Genomic DNA, 15,594 nt, shown 5'->3' with positions numbered 1-15,594 from the left:
AAATGTTGGAAGATGCTACCACATAGCCAAGACAGATAAAGCACCTAGCGGAAGATTCTTGAAGTGAATGGCATTTGTATATGAAAAAGCCCAAACCGACAGTTATGTTCGATTTGGGCTGAAATAAATATGGCGCTAGTCGGTTCTAATCTTTCTTCTGAGCGACTTTTTCTAGTAGCCACACAATCGCGATCCCGCCAAGCATGCAAACAATCGCCAGCATAACTTGTGATGGTTGACCGGCAACCTGCTCAAACTGGTGAGGCAGTAAGTTGTGCTGAACTAGAGGTACTTGCTCTCCGTGAGAATTAATACGCCAGCTAATGGTTTCTTTCCAAGGCCAGATTTTTGGTAGTGTACCAACCATCAAGCCGGTTAAAAAAATTAAGGTAGCCGAGCGATGCTTATTGAGCAGCCACGAAAGCAAATGAGAAAAACTCAACAAACCAACAACCGCGCCAATAGCAAATAAGCCAAGTACACCAATATTAAGCTCTTTAACAGCCGCTAAGATTGTTGGGTAAATACCAAGTAGTAACAGTATAAAGCTGCCAGAAATCCCCGGAAGGATCATCGCACAAATCGCAATTGCACCGGCGAAGATGAGATTCAGAGTAGTAGGTTGTAAATCTAAAGGTTGCAGCACCGTAATGGCGTAAGCAAACGCAATACCAACGACTAGAAAGATAACATGGTGCAAACGTCGCTCTTCAACTTGCTTCAGAATGTGAACCACAGAGATCAAAATCAAACCGAAGAAAAACGACCACAACGGAATCGGGTGGGTGACGAGTAGCCAAGAAATCAGCTTCGCGAGAGTCAAAATACTGGTTAAGATACCGCCGAATAATGCGATAAGAAAACCAGCGTTAATATGCGTCAGTACCGCTTTAAAACCTTCACGTTTCCACAAGCCAAATAAGCTTGGGTTCACTTTACGAATGCTACCTAGAAGTGTGTCATAAATACCCGTAATAAAGGCAATTGTGCCACCAGATACACCAGGTACAACGTCGGCCGCACCCATTGCAATGCCTTTAAGATAAGTCCAAAGATAATTCATAAACCCATACCATTAAAATGAATAACAATGTTCATGTTAACCATAGATAAATTTGAGCGCGTAGGTTGTCATGGTTTATAGAAAATGAAAAGTTCTACTTGTTCTAATTAGCGTTTATTTACTGAAATGCCCACCAAAAGGCTTGGTAAAAAGCATCTTTTGCCTCTTTTTCGATCATTAATCCATTGGAGGTGATTAAACGATCAAATGGCCAAGTCATCACTTCTTGAATCGACACGCGCAACATCGCTTTATTTTTGAACTTACGACGTTCTTGATAAGGTAGGCGAAGTTGATGTTTTCCACCTTGCAGCAAAGACGCTAATTTTTGTCCGGTGGGCAAGTGAGCTTGTATGGCGACAAGGTTGTCACTGACAAAAAGCGTGCGACTAACTGGATCACAAAACAACATTTTATTGGGTGTATCGTCATTACCAATTGCGGTTTGAAAGAGTTGTCCTTGCCACTGCGGTGGAGTTTGCTTTGATAGCACTCCATCAAAGTTCAGGTCCGTTCTTTTTTCAATTAAGGCGTGAGTGGCAAAAAAGTAGGCTTTGGAATAAGCCAGCCACCAATCGGATAAGTGCTGGTGGTAACTTGGTGTTGAGGACACAACGTATTTTACCGCACCTAATTTAGATAAGGCGAGTTGGCATTGTGTGGTTAACTCAATTGGCGAGATAAGCATGAGTTCATCATTGTCTAATTTAATGATCACCATGCGTTGTATGTGCGTTAAACCAAACTTACGATAAGGCTTATCAATGTACCAAATTCGGTTTGGTTCCCATTCTGTAAACATCAGGCTTGCTTCCTTGCAAACAAATACTCAGCCAGAGTGTATAGCAAAGTTTTGCATTGGTCAGCGTCTTTATGTTTCAAATTACATCTCTTAATAAAGAATATTTATGCTAATTAGATTGGGTGGAAGGGCGCACCATAACACGCTTCCAAGGCAGCATAAGCAGAGCAAAAATAACCAAAGCGTACAGCATGCTCCAGCCTAAACAGGCAAATACAATCACACACAGCAGAGTCGAAAACCCAGCCAGATATTTTGCCCAACCTTTTAATAAACGGTAGGCGGAAAGCATTGCCAATAAATACAATAAAACGAATACGCTATTAGCCAATTTCACCAGTACTTCGAGATCCAATTGAATAATATGACCTAGGCTAATCGAAGAAAAAAGTACCGCCGCTACCGCATACGTTGCCCACTTTGGAACGCCACGTTTAGATAGAATCGCCAGACGATTGGTTGGACGGTATTCTCTGGCTTGAGCCCAGACGAGGCGGATCATGCTTTGAGTATATAAATTTATACTCGCAAAGCAGGCAAAGAATCCGATAACGGTGATCACCATACTTAAACCGTTACCTAATAACTGTTCGCTCAGCCAAGGGATAGAACTATGTGCCGCAACGTTGGGTTCAAAAGCATGAAATTTTAAAATCACTACCGAGCAAGCCCAGTAAATAAAGCCTGCTAGAAAACAACCAAGAATTATCGCGATAGGGAAGTCTCGTTGTGGGTTTTTAAATTCTTCCCCCATATGCGAAAAAGCTTCTATGCCAACAAAGCACCAAAACATCACCGCCAATGCACTACCTAATGGTAAGGCGGCAGAGGCATTTAAACTTGGCATTGGTATGTCAGCTAACCCGATATCGCCTTTCCAAAAGAACACCGCAACTAAGGCTAAAATACTTAAAGCAATTAATGCCTGAAATTGAGATGAAGACTTACTCCCAAGTAACGTTAAGCCTAAAATAAATAATAAGCTGATCACCTCAGCGATATATTGATGTGCCATAAAAGTCGGTAGTAGTTCTTTACCAAAACCGCCTGCAAGGGTAATCGCAGCAGGTAGTCCCACAGGCAACACACTTAAAAATAACCAAGCAACACTGCGTTCAACCTTGCTATTGAAAGCCTTGCGAACAAAATAAGCGGTGCCACCGGCATTGGGGAATTGGCGACCAAGAAGAGCAAAAGTGAGCGCGATAGGACAAATCGCTAATAGCAGAATTAACCAAGCCCATAATGACCATTCGCCAGCCAAGTTTGCGGCAATGGCTGGGATCATAAATAACCCAGTGCCTAATAACGTAGTTGAAAGTTGTCCAACGCCACCGAATAAGGTGATTTCTTTTTTTAATTCTTGGCTCATTGTAGCTCGCTTAAAGGTAGATAGGCATAACAGTAAATAACTGGCTTTACATTAGCCCAAAGCTAGAAAGTACCACAATTCCTAATGTAGTCGATACCATTGAACCTACAGTGGTTAAGGCGATGATATTGGCGGCTAAGGTAGCATTACCGCCCATCGCTCTTGCCATGACATAACTTGCCGCAGCAGCAGGTGCGGCCGTCATAAAGAAGATAATGCCAAGCTCTAATCCTCGGAAGCCATACCAAAAGCCCCCTAATGTGATAAGTAACGGACAAAGAATTAACTTGTAGCTACTAGAAACAATATTAGAGGCTTTATCGTGGCGTAACTCACTGATATTCAATGAACCGCCAGTACAGAGAAGCGCAAGAGGTAGTGTCATGTTGGCGAAATACTGTCCAGTGTGGAGTACCATATCTGGCATAGGAATCGCTAGTTCTTGAATCACAAAAGCTAATACAATTGCGATAATCAGGGGGTTTTTGAGAATAGAAATCAGCATGTTTTTATAGGTGTTTAGATCTGGTTGCTGATTTCTTGGAGACAAAGTAATTACCGCCAAAATGTTATATAACACAGTGACCGCTGCTACAAAAATTGCCGCAAGCGCAACCCCATGATCACCATAGGCATTCGCCACATAAGCAAGCCCAATAATCCCAGTATTAGAGCGAAATGCGCCTTGAATAATCACCCCATGTTGATGGTTATCTTTGATCAGCCATTTGACGGTAAAAGTCGCAAATAAAAAGAAGGCAATATTGGCAAGTACGCCATAAGTGACCAGTGGAATACTGCTATCCGTGATGGAATCAGATTTGATGATGCTTAAAAACAAGAGTGCCGGTAGCGTGACTTTAAAGACTAACTTAGAAGCTGTGTCGATAAACGGTTCATTAATGACTTGAAAGCGTCTGAGTAAAATACCCAATAACAACATTAAGCAAATAGGGCCAGTGATAGTGGCGGAAAAGATAAATTGCTCAATGATGCCTGACATTACAACTCCATTAATAAATATGCGGCCAAGAGGGATAAGTGTTTTACCACATTTAGGTGTGAGAAAGAATCCGCTTGATAACAAAATCATCACTTATGAACGGTTGGGCTTGTAACCCAAGTGTGCTCTGCGATAATGCGGACAATTGTAATGATCAGTTTTTATATAGGATGTTTGATGAGTAATAAAATTTATTTCAATACCCCAAGTCGTTTTAGTTTAAAGCGTAGCTTGGTGAATGTGTCTACTCGCTTACATCACACATTAGCGCGCAAACATGCGATAAAAACAGCTAAGAAGTTATTGTTAACCCCCGTTCGTTTAAAGGTGAAAAATCCAGAGCCGAAAGGTTTGATTCGTGGCAAAGTAGCTAGCCCGCAAGGTCAATTGACGACTTACACATTGGGTAGTGGGCCAATATGGTTAATCACGCATGGATGGTCAGGTTCAACTTCGCAGTTTTATCCATTAATGGAGCATATCGCTCAACAAGGTTTCACAGCATTAGCCTTTGATTATGCTGGCCACGGTGAAAGCGAAGGAAAGCTTGGTCATTTGCCCGCTTTTGTTGAAGCACTTGAAGTGATGGCAGACTCGTGTGATGAGATTGTCGGCGTAGTGGCTCATAGTATGGGAAGCGCGGCACTGCTTGAGTCTAAGCATCAAAAATTTCAATCGGTTCCTTTATTGCTGGTGGCTCCGGTTTTAAATTATTTAGAGAATTTGATGCAAACCGTGAGTCGTTCTGGCTTTTCAATGAAATTATTTAATGCGGTTATTTCTGAACTTGAGCAAGAATATCAATACCCGTTACAAGTAATTAATCCACAACAGCATTTATTAGACCGCCAATCGGCCACCATTATTGTGCATGATCCCGAAGATAAGTTTGCCAATTACTCCATTAGCGAAGACATGGTAACTCGCAGTTCATGGGTCGATTTAGTGACGGCGGAGAATTATGGGCATAGCCGTATCATGAAATCTCAAGAAGTCATGGATAGTTTTGATTCGTTATCGAAAAAATAAAGCTTGAGCTCTGGCTTAGGTTTGTATACAACATAGACCAGTTTATTGATGATACTTTCATAAGGAAATGAAGATGATAAAAGAAAATGCGTACTTTGATGGCAATGTAAAATCACTTGGCTTTACTCAGCAAGACGGTGATAGCAGCGTCGGTGTAATGGCGGCAGGTGAGTACACTTTCGGTACCGCTGCACCAGAACGAATGACAGTCATTAAAGGTGCGCTTACGGTAAAACTACCGAATACCCAAGAGTGGGTTACCTATCAAGCCGGTGAGTCGTTTAATGTGATTGGTGATTCATCGTTTGATCTACAAGTACCCGTTGATACTGCTTATTTGTGTGAGTATTTGTAAGTCACCTTAATAAAGCTATTTAATCGCTTTCAAAATATGGGCTAATCAATGGCCCATTTTTTATACCTATAAATTGGCATTCATTTCATTAATTGACCCCTTTAACACTAAAACTCCTTCCATAATTTGTAATCACTTTATATCAATGGGATGATTAACCATTCTACCTAAAATCCTAGATCGGCATGATGCCGCTATATTCAGAAATATGAGCTCAATATGTATAAAGGAATAGCATGAGTGCAATGGCGGCGATTCGCCCTCTGATACTGCTCTGTATCAGTTCTTTCTTTTTAATGATCAGCCACGGTTTAAGTGGTTTATTACTTCCTGTTCGATTGGCCGATGAAAGTGTCGATGTCCAGTCAATTGGTGTGATCCTATCGCTGTATTCTGTGGGCTTTTTGCTGGGCGCAGTTTGGGCAAAGAAGATCTTACGTCGAATTGGCTTAGTCCGAACGTTTGCTATGTGTGGCAGTTTAGCCGCGACTGCGATTTTGATCATGGGGCTCGATTTTAATACCTATGTCTGGTCGGTAATGCGCGCGGTGATGGGCTTTTGTATCGCCTGTGCAATGGGAACGCTCGACACTTGGTATAACAGTGTTTCAACAGAATCTAACCGTGGCAAGGTGTTGGCGGTAAACCAAGTTGTCATACTCGCGGCGATAACTTTGGGGCAGTTTGGGCTGATTCTTGCGCCACCAAGTGAGGCCACTTTATTTATTATTTGTGGTTTATTGTTCAGTATTTCGATTAGTCCAGTGGTGTTCATTTCTCACTTTGAACCGAAAATTGAAACCTTCACCCCGATTTCTTACCGTGAACTTTTCTCGCTTTCCCCTTTAGGTTTTGTAGCCTGTTTTTTGTGTGGTGTGCTGTATTCCATCGTAATGAACATTTTGCCGCTATATGCCAATGATGTCGGTATGGATAAGCTGCAAATCTCGATGTTTATGGGGGCGGCAACCGCTGGTGGGATTATATTGCAGTTACCAATTGGCTATTTATCGGATCGTTTTGAACGTCGTAAAGTGATTTTATCGGTTTGCTGTATCTTGCTGCTTTCTACTCTCTTTTTAGCGTTTAGCTTAAGTCAGTCGACGTTTATTTTATCGCTCGTTCTGGTGGCAATAATGATGGGGATTATTGCTTGTTTGTACCCATTGAGCATTTCGGAAACTTTTGACCGTGCATTGAAAACTCAGCTGGTTCCTGTGCTTTCTGGATTACTATGTGTGTATGCGGTTGGTTGTATCGTCGGACCATATTCTGGCTCGTTAGTGATCAAAACTTGGGGGAATGACGCCTTGTTTTCTTTATTGACCTTGTTGGAATTTGGCTTAGTGATTTTCATTCTATATCGCATGTCTGTTAGGCAAGCTCGCCCAGTGGAAGATCAAGAGCAGTTTGTTATGCATACTCCATCTTCTATTTCTGAAGAGCTGGATCCTCGAGTTGAATATCAGGAACATTCGGTCTTTTTTGAGCGTGCCTCTGAGCAGTTCCTTGTCCATTTAGAGCGAGGAAGTTGTGATGCAATTCGGTATTTAAAAACCTTGTCACAAGTACAACCTGAGTGGCTAATCCCATTAATTAAAAGGGTGCCAGATCTTAATCAGATCGATGTCATTGCTTTGTATCGTTCTTTGTCTTTAAGCGCACCTGAGCGGTTAGATGAGTACGTATCAACGGTGAGTGAATTAGACTACCAACAAGCCGAGAAATTGGCAGGATGGTTATTTGATAAAGAGCCAGAAGGGGCTTATGCGTCACTGGCAGCAATGACTACCGCAAATGATAATGAATCGATTGGTATGATTGAAACCTTAGTTGAATCACATCCTGAGAAACTATCAGAATTCACTCAACAGTTGGTAGGCAATGTGGTTGAAAGCACAGAGAGTATGCGTGCTGCCGATAGAGAAGCGGCAGAGATGAACCATGCAGTTGCGGATTTACTTTCAACGGTAGAGCAATCCGCGCCTCAGCATACTCAAGAACTGGTAGCGATTATAGAAGAAGCCATCGCTGAACATGAGTTAGATAGTAGTGTGTTCGATTTACCGAATGAAGAGGGGGAAAACCAAGCAAGCAGTGATAGCTCTACTAAACTTGGATAAAAATAGTGACGATATTATTTATAAGGTAGAATGTAACAAAATGTAATTCTATTTTATCTAAGCTTATTTTCCGGAGTGTTTATGTCTATTACTGTGCTTGATCCTAAAACAGCATTGATTGTTATTGATTTACAAAAGGGCATTTTAGCGCTGCCAACTTGCCATGACACAGCTCCGGTTGTGGACAAATCTTGTCAGCTAATTAATGCCTTTCGTGAAAAGCAGCAACCGGTTGTTTTAGTCAATGTTGCCGGTGGTGCGCCAGGTCGTAACGAGCAAGCCGCTTCACACGGTGAGCTTCCTGCTGATTGGGCGGAGCTTGATGCAGGTTTAAATGTTCAGCCTAGTGATCACCTAGTAACCAAGAAAACGTGGGGTGTATTCACCAACACGGATTTAGATGAATATTTGAAAGCAAACGCGGTGACGCAAGTAGTGGTAGCCGGTGTTGCAACCAGTATTGGTGTGGAATCAACGGCTCGTCAGGCGTGGGAATTGGGTTATAACGTAACGCTTGCTACTGATGCGATGACAGATTTGAACTTAGATACGCATAACAATAGCGTGAATCTAATTTTCCCTCGTTTAGCGGAAACAGGCTCAACACAAGATGTGCTTGATTTACTGAACGCTTAATAGGGTTAAGAAAAACAGAAAGAGGCCGAGTATTGGATTATTCGGCCTCTTTTGTTTTAGATGTGCTAGCAATAACTACACGTTATCAGATTTGCCCGGTACTGCAATAAAGCCGGTTGTGATGTGCTCATCTTTGGCTTCAACATGTTCAATCACTTGCCCAATATAGGTTTCCACCGTATCGCCTACCGCATCGTTATCTTCGGTAAAGTAGGCTAAATGAAAGACGGCATCACCTTCATTCACCAATGGTAGTGTTTGTTGACCAATCACAATGCCATCTTTTGGCGCAAGCATAGTGATCTCTTCATGGCCAAGCGGTGAGCTGATGTAAGCCAATACTTGGCCTTTATTCACTCGATCACCCAAGGTGACCATGGTGCGTAAAATGCCATCACTATCTGCACGGATCCAGCTGGTGGATTTAGCGGTGACAGACTCTGGCACTTTCTTACGGCTTGGACGATGCATACCAAGCTCTTGCATAACACGTAAAACGCCAAGAACTCCAGCGTTAATCGCAATAGGCTCAAAGCGTAATGCTTCACCAGCTTCATACGTTAGCACCGGAATACCACGCTTTTCAGCTTCAGAGCGAAGGGAGCCATCGCGTATTGCAGAATCGATAATCACCGGAGTACCAAACGCTTTTGCCATACGTAAAGTATCTTCATTATCTAAACAAGCACGAATTTGTGGCAAGTTTGTTCTATGTATCGCGCCAGTGTGCAAATCAATAATGTAGTTGGCTTTTTCTGCAACCTCGGTGAAAAAAGTATGGGCAATACGTGATGCCAAAGAACCTTTTTCTGTGCCCGGAAAACAACGATTAAGATCGCGGCGATCGGGTAGATAACGAGATTTATGAATAAAACCAAATACGTTTACGATAGGCACCGCAATTAACGTACCTTTAAGTTTACTCGCATCCACTTTTTCAATGAGTTGGCGAACAATTTCCACACCGTTTAGCTCATCACCATGAATCGCTGCGTTGACCATTAATACTGGGCCAGCTTGCTTACCATGAATGATCTCAACCGGAATCGATAACGGTGAGTGGGTGTAAAGTTTTGCCGCTTCAATTTGTAATACTTTTCTTTCACCGGCTTGCACGGTGTGGTCCATGAATTTAAAAGGTGAATTCTTTCTCACTCTTTTCTTTTCGCCACGTCCTGAATTAACCACGCCCACGAGTTCTTACTCCTTTTGCCGACGCATTTTTTTCAATAAATTCAACAATCAAACCAGCGACGTCTTTACCGGTTGCCGCTTCAATCCCTTCAAGACCAGGTGACGAGTTCACTTCCATCACTAAAGGCCCACGAGAAGAGCGAAGAAGGTCAACACCAGCCACGTTTAAGCCCATGATTTTCGCTGCCGCAACCGCTGTTTTGCGCTCTTCTGGCGTAATGCGAACTAGAGAAGCGGTGCCACCACGGTGCAAGTTAGAGCGGAATTCGCCTTCACCTGCTTGTCGTTTCATAGCCGCAATCACTTTATCGCCAATAACAAAACAACGAATATCTGCGCCACCGGCTTCTTTAATATATTCCTGCACCATGATGTTAGCCTTCAGTCCCATAAAGGCTTCGACTACGCTTTCAGCGGCTTTACGAGTTTCCGCTAGAACCACACCAATGCCTTGAGTACCTTCCAGTAATTTGATCACAACTGGAGCGCCACCGACCATTTCAAGTAGGTCTTTAATGTCATCAGGCTTGCTGGCAAAACCTGTAATTGGCATACCAACGCCTTTGCGCGATAGCAATTGCATTGAGCGTAATTTGTCACGAGAACGGGTAATCGCTACCGATTCGTTAACAGGGTAGACACCCATCATTTCAAACTGACGCAATACCGCCGTGCCATAAAACGTGACCGACGCGCCAATGCGAGGCACGATAGCGTCGAAGTCTTTCAGTTCTTCACCTTTAAAGTGGATCTCCGGTTGCTCTGAATTAATGTTCATATAGCAGCGTAATGCATCGATCACTTTGACTTCATGGCCACGGCTCTGACAAGCTTCAATTAAGCGCTTAGTTGAGTACAAAGAGCGGTTGCGAGATAAAATTCCGATTTTCATAAATCGTGATCCTTAGAATCTGTTAAATGATTGGTAGGTGAAGCAATTAAAAATGATGCCGTAGGGTCGACAATAATACGATGGTGCATTGCCGTGCGGCCTAGCAACATTCTAAATAACATATTTTCTCTATTGGTAAGTGTGACCTCAATTGGCCACTGCTTACCATTAAAAGCTAGCATGGTTTCGATAACATAGCGTTGTTCTTCATGACCGCCAGAGTCTTTCACCGTTCGTTGGTCGATCACTTTAGCCACACATTCTTTGATGAGTTCATCGTTTTTCTGTTGAGGGTGAATCCAAAAGCGAACCCAAAGCTCACTATCTTGTTCAAAAGGTTCAATCTTAAAAGTATGCAAGCAAGAACTGCGCGCACCGGTATCAATTTTTGCTTTGATTTGTTCAATGCCAAGCTCAGGTAAAGCCAACATTTCCCGCCATCCTACAATGATTTTTTTAGTCATTTGTATATCGCTAAGGTTGATGAATAAACGCACTCACGGAAGGAGCACTTGAAACTGGTATTATGAAATAGCCACAACAAAAGTATGTTTAAGACTACAACAAATAATTAACATGAAAGGTGATGTTGGGCGCGAATTTAGCAATAAAATTTTTGTGCGTCTTGTGAAAAGTTTTTGTTTTTACGATAAAAAATATTGTTGATAAAGGAAGGTAAGATAACAGGCAAAAAAAACCTTTCCCACACTAGGGCGGGAAAGGTACCTCAAAGGAAAATAACATGAACCAATCAGGGACTCGACTGGCTTCACGAATACTGCCATGTATTCATTTACTAATAAGCAGAATGCGTGCCAAGTTTTTAATTTATTGTTTTTAAATGGATTGTTGCTTTTTCAGTAGTGTGGCGTATCGATAGCTGAACTCTTTTGCACAATGTTGAAACTAAGGTGATGGGTTTTGGTGCGATTACCTGAGTGGAGTTTAAGCTCTGATGAAAAATCTTTATCCACCTATGGTGAAAATACAAAAATTGCTATTTATTATTCTTATCGTTTTTACCTATTAATAGAATCTGTAAAACTCACTTTTATATTATTAGCATTGACGTAAAATTTTGCGCAGATAGGAGGGCTGATCCTCTGGATGATTTTATGAGGATGTCATGATGAGAAAAGCATTGGTGGTTGAAGGCGGCGCAATGAGAGGCGTTTTTGCCAGTGGGGTGCTTGATAGGTTTTTAGAGCACGACTATAACCCTTTTGATTTTGTTATCGGTGTTTCAGCGGGGGCATCAAATTTGGTTGGTTATTTGGCCGAGCAACCAGAGCGTAGTTATCGTGTTATTACGGAGCTTGCGACTAGCCGAGAATTTTATAATCCTCTTCGCTTTGTAAAGGGAGGCAATCTCGTGGATGTAAAATGGTTGGTTGAAGAGTCTAATCGACAATTTCCAGTAGATAGTCAAAAAACGTTTAATCGAATTCCTTTTTATGCCGCTGCAACCAATGTTGAGACAGGGCGCGCCAGTTATTATCAAGTTACTGAAGATAATCAGGTTAAAGCTCTAGAAGCGACAGCAGCACTCCCAATAGCCTATAAACAAACGCCATGTTTTTCCGGTGAATGTTATACCGATGGCGGCGTGGCGGATTCGATTCCCGTAATTGAAGCATATCGTCGTGGTGCTCGGGATATCACCGTGATCTTATCCCATCCACTTAGTTATCAAATGCAACCGCCTAAAGTGACTTGGTTGACTAAGAAGTTATTCGAGCGCCATCCTCATATTGTTCGCTCGATGCTACTGCGGGCAAGAAACTACAATAAAACGCTCGATTTTATTCATAACTTTCCAGAAGATGCGGTTATCAGGGTGATTGCGCCACCAGAAAACTTTGCAGTGAAACGCCTAACAATGAAAAAGCCGATCTTGGAAAGTGGTTATCAAATGGGATTAGAATCTGGGCTGCGACATTTAGCGCATCGTTCGATGAGAGTGAATGAAAGAAAGCGCCCAATACTCACTTTGTCATGAGTGTACTCATTTCTTCACTTCAAGCGCAGCACTTAGATCTATAATTTAAATCTAAGTGCTATTGGTTAAAGTATTAGAATGAATACTCAGAATGTCGTGATTAAGAAAATAACCCTGAAGACAGGTAGCGATCCCCTCTATCACAGACAATAGCAACGACTACGGAGCCCGGGTTATCTTTAGCGATTTCAATTGCCGCATAAACGGCACCACCAGAGCTCACACCGGCACTAATACCTTCTCTTTGAGCTAAGGCTCGCGCTGTTGTTTCTGCAGATTTTTGGTCAATGTCGATAACCATATCGATCGTTGAATCGTCATAAATACCCGGTAAATATTCTGTCGGCCAGCGGCGAATACCCGGAATGGCACTGCCTTCCGAGGGCTGTAATCCAACAATACAAACGTCCGGATTTTGTGATTTAAGATAGCGAGAAACACCGACAATGGTACCTGTTGTTCCCATGCTCGAAACAAAGTGAGTGATTTTTCCATGGCTTTGTTGCCAGATTTCTGGCCCCGTTGAATCAAAGTGCGCATCTGGATTATCTGCATTGTTAAATTGATCAAGTACAATGCCTTTACCTTCACTTTGCATTTGTAGTGCTAAATCTCGAGCGCCTTCCATTCCTTGCTCTTTAGTGACCAAGATAAGTTCTGCACCATAGGCTTTCATTGAGTCTTTGCGTTCTTGAGTCGAGTTATCAGGCATGATTAAGATCATCTTGTAACCTTTAATCGCTGCCGCCATGGCTAATGCGATACCTGTGTTACCACTAGTCGCTTCTATTATAGTATCGCCAGGGGTAATTGTTCCGCGCTTTTCAGCTTGGGTAATCATATTAAGCGCAGGGCGATCTTTAACTGAACCTGCAGGATTATTGCCTTCAAGTTTAACGAGCACAGTACTTTGATTACCTACTACAAGCCGCTGCAGCCTGACTAAAGGTGTGTTACCGACATAAGATTCAATCGTTAGAAATTCAGACACTGGTATCCCTCTATGCTGATATATTGCCAGTTGCTATTGTGTATCTATCATCCCTATTAATACAATGGTAAATAGAAATAAGATAAACAATTTATGGTTTGATAATATTCCAAAAAGTTCTATTTATAACCTTTGTTATTAATAATTTATAAACATACTCTAGTCACAAAGGATGTCACCTTGGAAAGTGAATTAGGAGTATGAATATAATGAAAAAAATGAAGTCAGTATTTGCTGCCTTGTTAATCGCAAGCTCGTTTAATGCGTCAGCACAAGACCAAACTATTTTGAACTCTTCTTACGATATCGCTCGTGAATTGTTTGCAACCTATAACCCAATTTTTGCTAAACATTGGCAAGAAAAAACAGGGAATACCATTGAAATCAAACAATCACATGGTGGTTCTTCTGCTCAAGCACGTTCTATTCTGCAAGGCTTATCGGCCGATGTTGTGACCTTTAATCAGGTTACCGATGTACAGGTATTACATGATAAAGGGAAATTGATCCCTGCCGACTGGCAAAGTAAATTGCCTAACGCTAGCTCTCCATATTATTCAACCACGGCATTTTTAGTGCGCAAAGGTAACCCTAAAAATATTCAAGACTGGGGCGACTTAGCGCGTGAAGGTGTGTCTTCTGTATTTCCGAACCCTAAAACTTCAGGTAATGCTCGTTATACTTATTTAGCAGCACTGGGTTATGCACAGAAATCATTTGGTAAAGAAAATGAAACTAAGCAAGATAAATTTCTAAAGCAAATGCTCGCTAACGTTGCGGTATTTGATACCGGTGGCCGCGGGGCAACCACATCATTTGTTGAGCGTCAAATTGGTGATGTACTCATCACGTTTGAATCAGAAGTGAACAATATTCGTAAACAATATGGTGAAGACAATTACGAAGTTGTGGTACCAAAAACATCGATTCTAGCGGAATTCCCTGTTGCCGTTGTTGAGCGCAATGCTAAACGCAATGGTACAACAGAAGTGGCGACAGAGTACCTTTCTTACCTATACAGTGAAGAAGCACAGCGTATGCTTGCTGGCTTTAATTACCGTGTTCATGATGAAAAAGTTAAAGCTGAGTTTGCTGACCGATTCCCTGAAGTTGAACTACTTACGGTAGAAGAAATTGCAGGTGGTTGGGAAAATGCAATGAAAACACAGTTTGGAAATGGTGCGAAACTCGATCAATTGCAACGTCGTTAATCTGCATTTCTTAGTATATGGTTACCTCTTTCTGGGGTAACCATTCATTTTGATAGATTATTTTGAGGGTTTATGAGCGGATCTCACGCACTTTCTCGCCCAAAACAGCAACGAGTACTACCGGGTTTTGCCATTAGTTTAGGTATATCACTTCTCTTTGTGAGTTTAATTCTTCTACTCCCAGCAACGGGATTGGTGATGCAAACAAAAGGTATGTCACTTAGTGAATATTGGTATGTCATTGCCGATCCTCGGGTGGTAGCCAGTTATAAAGTTACGGTTGGAGCCGCATTTGTTGCTTCGTTGTTTAATGGCGCCTTAGGTTTATTACTCGCCTGGGTTTTAGTTCGTTATCAGTTTCCCGGAAAGCGTATTTTAGATGCTTTAGTCGATTTACCCTTTGCACTACCCACCGCAGTGGCAGGGATAACCTTAGCGACCTTGTACTCAAGTAATGGGTGGATTGGCAGCCTTTTAGAAGATGTCGGTATTAAAGTCGCGTATACCCCTCTAGGTATTATCGTCGCGATGGCTTTTACGAGTATCCCGTTTGTTGTGCGTACTGTTCAGCCTGTCTTAGAAGAAATCTCTCAAGAGGAAGAAGAAGCGGGTGTGACACTTGGTGCATCTGACTGGGCCGTATTCTGGAAAGTTATTATGCCTTCCATTCGTCCCGCCTTGATAGTGGGGGTTGCTTTGTCATTTACACGTAGCTTAGGTGAGTTTGGGGCGGTAATCTTTATTGCCGGCAATATGCCATACGTGAGTGAAATCACATCGTTAATGATATTTGTTCGCTTGCAGGAGTTTGACTTCCCGGCGGCCAGTGCGATTGCATCGGTTGTTCTTCTCACTTCATTGTCATTGTTATTGTTGATAAACCTATGGCAAGGCGCTTATTTACGCCGTATTCACGGTAAGTAA

At 42.2% G+C, this 15,594-nt stretch carries 15 protein-coding genes; 7 read left to right on the top strand and 8 right to left on the bottom strand.

What is annotated here, in order from left to right; translation table 11 throughout:
* Positions 1 to 145 precede the first annotated feature (145 nt).
* From L3V25_RS00400 to L3V25_RS00385, 4 genes are all read right to left on the bottom strand, one after another.
* Positions 146 to 1,063 (bottom strand): DUF368 domain-containing protein, encoded by a 918-nt coding sequence (locus tag L3V25_RS00400; protein ID WP_237293555.1) that lies wholly within the window; start codon positions 1,061 to 1,063, stop codon positions 146 to 148.
* A 118-nt stretch (positions 1,064 to 1,181) separates the two neighbouring features.
* Complete coding sequence (locus L3V25_RS00395; protein ID WP_237293554.1) at positions 1,182 to 1,865, bottom strand: DUF4336 domain-containing protein; 684 nt, start codon at positions 1,863 to 1,865, stop codon at positions 1,182 to 1,184.
* A 109-nt stretch (positions 1,866 to 1,974) separates the two neighbouring features.
* The gene (gene yjeH / locus L3V25_RS00390; RefSeq protein ID WP_237293553.1) at positions 1,975 to 3,237 is read right to left on the bottom strand and encodes an L-methionine/branched-chain amino acid transporter; all 1,263 of its coding nucleotides are present in this window, start codon (positions 3,235 to 3,237) and stop codon (positions 1,975 to 1,977) included.
* Between the two features lie 46 nt (positions 3,238 to 3,283).
* Positions 3,284 to 4,240, bottom strand: coding sequence for an AEC family transporter (locus tag L3V25_RS00385; RefSeq protein ID WP_237293552.1), 957 nt, complete (start codon positions 4,238 to 4,240; stop codon positions 3,284 to 3,286).
* A gap of 177 nt (positions 4,241 to 4,417) precedes the next feature.
* Here L3V25_RS00385 and L3V25_RS00380 point away from each other — a divergent pair, with 177 nt between their 5' ends.
* From L3V25_RS00380 to L3V25_RS00365, 4 genes are all read left to right on the top strand, one after another.
* On the top strand, positions 4,418 to 5,269 hold the full coding sequence (locus L3V25_RS00380) for an alpha/beta hydrolase (protein ID WP_237293551.1): 852 nt from the start codon (positions 4,418 to 4,420) through the stop codon (positions 5,267 to 5,269).
* A 73-nt stretch (positions 5,270 to 5,342) separates the two neighbouring features.
* The gene (locus tag L3V25_RS00375; protein WP_237293550.1) at positions 5,343 to 5,624 is read left to right on the top strand and encodes a pyrimidine/purine nucleoside phosphorylase; all 282 of its coding nucleotides are present in this window, start codon (positions 5,343 to 5,345) and stop codon (positions 5,622 to 5,624) included.
* Between the two features lie 236 nt (positions 5,625 to 5,860).
* A complete protein-coding gene (locus tag L3V25_RS00370; protein ID WP_237293549.1) occupies positions 5,861 to 7,747 on the top strand; it encodes an MFS transporter in 1,887 nt (628 codons plus the stop codon).
* Between the two features lie 81 nt (positions 7,748 to 7,828).
* The gene (locus tag L3V25_RS00365; protein ID WP_237293548.1) at positions 7,829 to 8,383 is read left to right on the top strand and encodes an isochorismatase family protein; all 555 of its coding nucleotides are present in this window, start codon (positions 7,829 to 7,831) and stop codon (positions 8,381 to 8,383) included.
* A 75-nt stretch (positions 8,384 to 8,458) separates the two neighbouring features.
* On the opposite strand, the gene L3V25_RS00360 is transcribed toward L3V25_RS00365, so the two are convergent.
* Genes L3V25_RS00360 through L3V25_RS00350 form a run of 3 tightly spaced genes read right to left on the bottom strand, consistent with a single transcriptional unit; the run spans position 8,459 to position 10,933 of the window.
* On the bottom strand, positions 8,459 to 9,511 hold the full coding sequence (locus L3V25_RS00360; RefSeq protein ID WP_237294312.1) for a succinylglutamate desuccinylase/aspartoacylase family protein: 1,053 nt from the start codon (positions 9,509 to 9,511) through the stop codon (positions 8,459 to 8,461).
* 52 nt (positions 9,512 to 9,563) lie between these two features.
* A complete protein-coding gene (gene rimK, locus L3V25_RS00355) occupies positions 9,564 to 10,469 on the bottom strand; it encodes a 30S ribosomal protein S6--L-glutamate ligase (protein WP_237293547.1) in 906 nt (301 codons plus the stop codon).
* Positions 10,466 to 10,933, bottom strand: a complete 468-nt coding sequence (locus L3V25_RS00350; RefSeq protein WP_237293546.1) for an ATP-dependent zinc protease — start codon at positions 10,931 to 10,933, stop codon at positions 10,466 to 10,468. The genes rimK and L3V25_RS00350 overlap by 4 nt, the downstream gene beginning before the upstream one ends.
* Positions 10,934 to 11,595: 662 nt before the next feature.
* Between L3V25_RS00350 and L3V25_RS00345 the strand changes: the two genes are divergently transcribed.
* Positions 11,596 to 12,468: a patatin family protein gene (locus L3V25_RS00345; protein WP_237293545.1), complete on the top strand. Its 873-nt coding sequence runs from the start codon at positions 11,596 to 11,598 to the stop codon at positions 12,466 to 12,468.
* A 100-nt stretch (positions 12,469 to 12,568) separates the two neighbouring features.
* On the opposite strand, the gene cysM is transcribed toward L3V25_RS00345, so the two are convergent.
* Entirely contained in the window at positions 12,569 to 13,459 is an 891-nt protein-coding gene (gene cysM / locus L3V25_RS00340; RefSeq protein ID WP_237293544.1) for a cysteine synthase CysM, read from the bottom strand.
* Between the two features lie 209 nt (positions 13,460 to 13,668).
* Here cysM and cysP point away from each other — a divergent pair, with 209 nt between their 5' ends.
* Complete coding sequence (cysP, locus tag L3V25_RS00335) at positions 13,669 to 14,670, top strand: thiosulfate ABC transporter substrate-binding protein CysP (protein WP_237293543.1); 1,002 nt, start codon at positions 13,669 to 13,671, stop codon at positions 14,668 to 14,670.
* A gap of 72 nt (positions 14,671 to 14,742) precedes the next feature.
* Complete coding sequence (gene cysT / locus L3V25_RS00330; RefSeq protein ID WP_027695717.1) at positions 14,743 to 15,594, top strand: sulfate/thiosulfate ABC transporter permease CysT; 852 nt, start codon at positions 14,743 to 14,745, stop codon at positions 15,592 to 15,594.

The organism is Vibrio sp. CK2-1 (assembly GCF_021726515.1).
Classification (GTDB): Bacteria; Pseudomonadota; Gammaproteobacteria; order Enterobacterales; family Vibrionaceae; genus Vibrio.
The sequence above is the reverse complement of the archived record's forward strand: the minus strand, read 5'-3'. Positions and strand labels throughout refer to the sequence as shown.

Bases quoted from the DNA above. Each gene is read 5' to 3' on its own strand.
- cysP (WP_237293543.1), top strand. From the start codon at position 13,669: ATGAAAAAAATGAAGTCAGTATTTGCTGCCTTGTTAATCGCAAGCTCG.
- L3V25_RS00360 (WP_237294312.1), bottom strand. From the start codon at position 9,511: ATGGACCACACCGTGCAAGCCGGTGAAAGAAAAGTATTACAAATTGAA.
- cysT (WP_027695717.1), top strand. From the start codon at position 14,743: ATGAGCGGATCTCACGCACTTTCTCGCCCAAAACAGCAACGAGTACTA.
- L3V25_RS00350 (WP_237293546.1), bottom strand. From the start codon at position 10,933: ATGACTAAAAAAATCATTGTAGGATGGCGGGAAATGTTGGCTTTACCT.
- L3V25_RS00380 (WP_237293551.1), top strand. From the start codon at position 4,418: ATGAGTAATAAAATTTATTTCAATACCCCAAGTCGTTTTAGTTTAAAG.
- L3V25_RS00385 (WP_237293552.1), bottom strand. From the start codon at position 4,240: ATGTCAGGCATCATTGAGCAATTTATCTTTTCCGCCACTATCACTGGC.
- L3V25_RS00395 (WP_237293554.1), bottom strand. From the start codon at position 1,865: ATGTTTACAGAATGGGAACCAAACCGAATTTGGTACATTGATAAGCCT.
- L3V25_RS00400 (WP_237293555.1), bottom strand. From the start codon at position 1,063: ATGAATTATCTTTGGACTTATCTTAAAGGCATTGCAATGGGTGCGGCC.
- L3V25_RS00345 (WP_237293545.1), top strand. From the start codon at position 11,596: ATGATGAGAAAAGCATTGGTGGTTGAAGGCGGCGCAATGAGAGGCGTT.
- yjeH (WP_237293553.1), bottom strand. From the start codon at position 3,237: ATGAGCCAAGAATTAAAAAAAGAAATCACCTTATTCGGTGGCGTTGGA.
- L3V25_RS00365 (WP_237293548.1), top strand. From the start codon at position 7,829: ATGTCTATTACTGTGCTTGATCCTAAAACAGCATTGATTGTTATTGAT.
- L3V25_RS00370 (WP_237293549.1), top strand. From the start codon at position 5,861: ATGAGTGCAATGGCGGCGATTCGCCCTCTGATACTGCTCTGTATCAGT.
- L3V25_RS00375 (WP_237293550.1), top strand. From the start codon at position 5,343: ATGATAAAAGAAAATGCGTACTTTGATGGCAATGTAAAATCACTTGGC.
- rimK (WP_237293547.1), bottom strand. From the start codon at position 10,469: ATGAAAATCGGAATTTTATCTCGCAACCGCTCTTTGTACTCAACTAAG.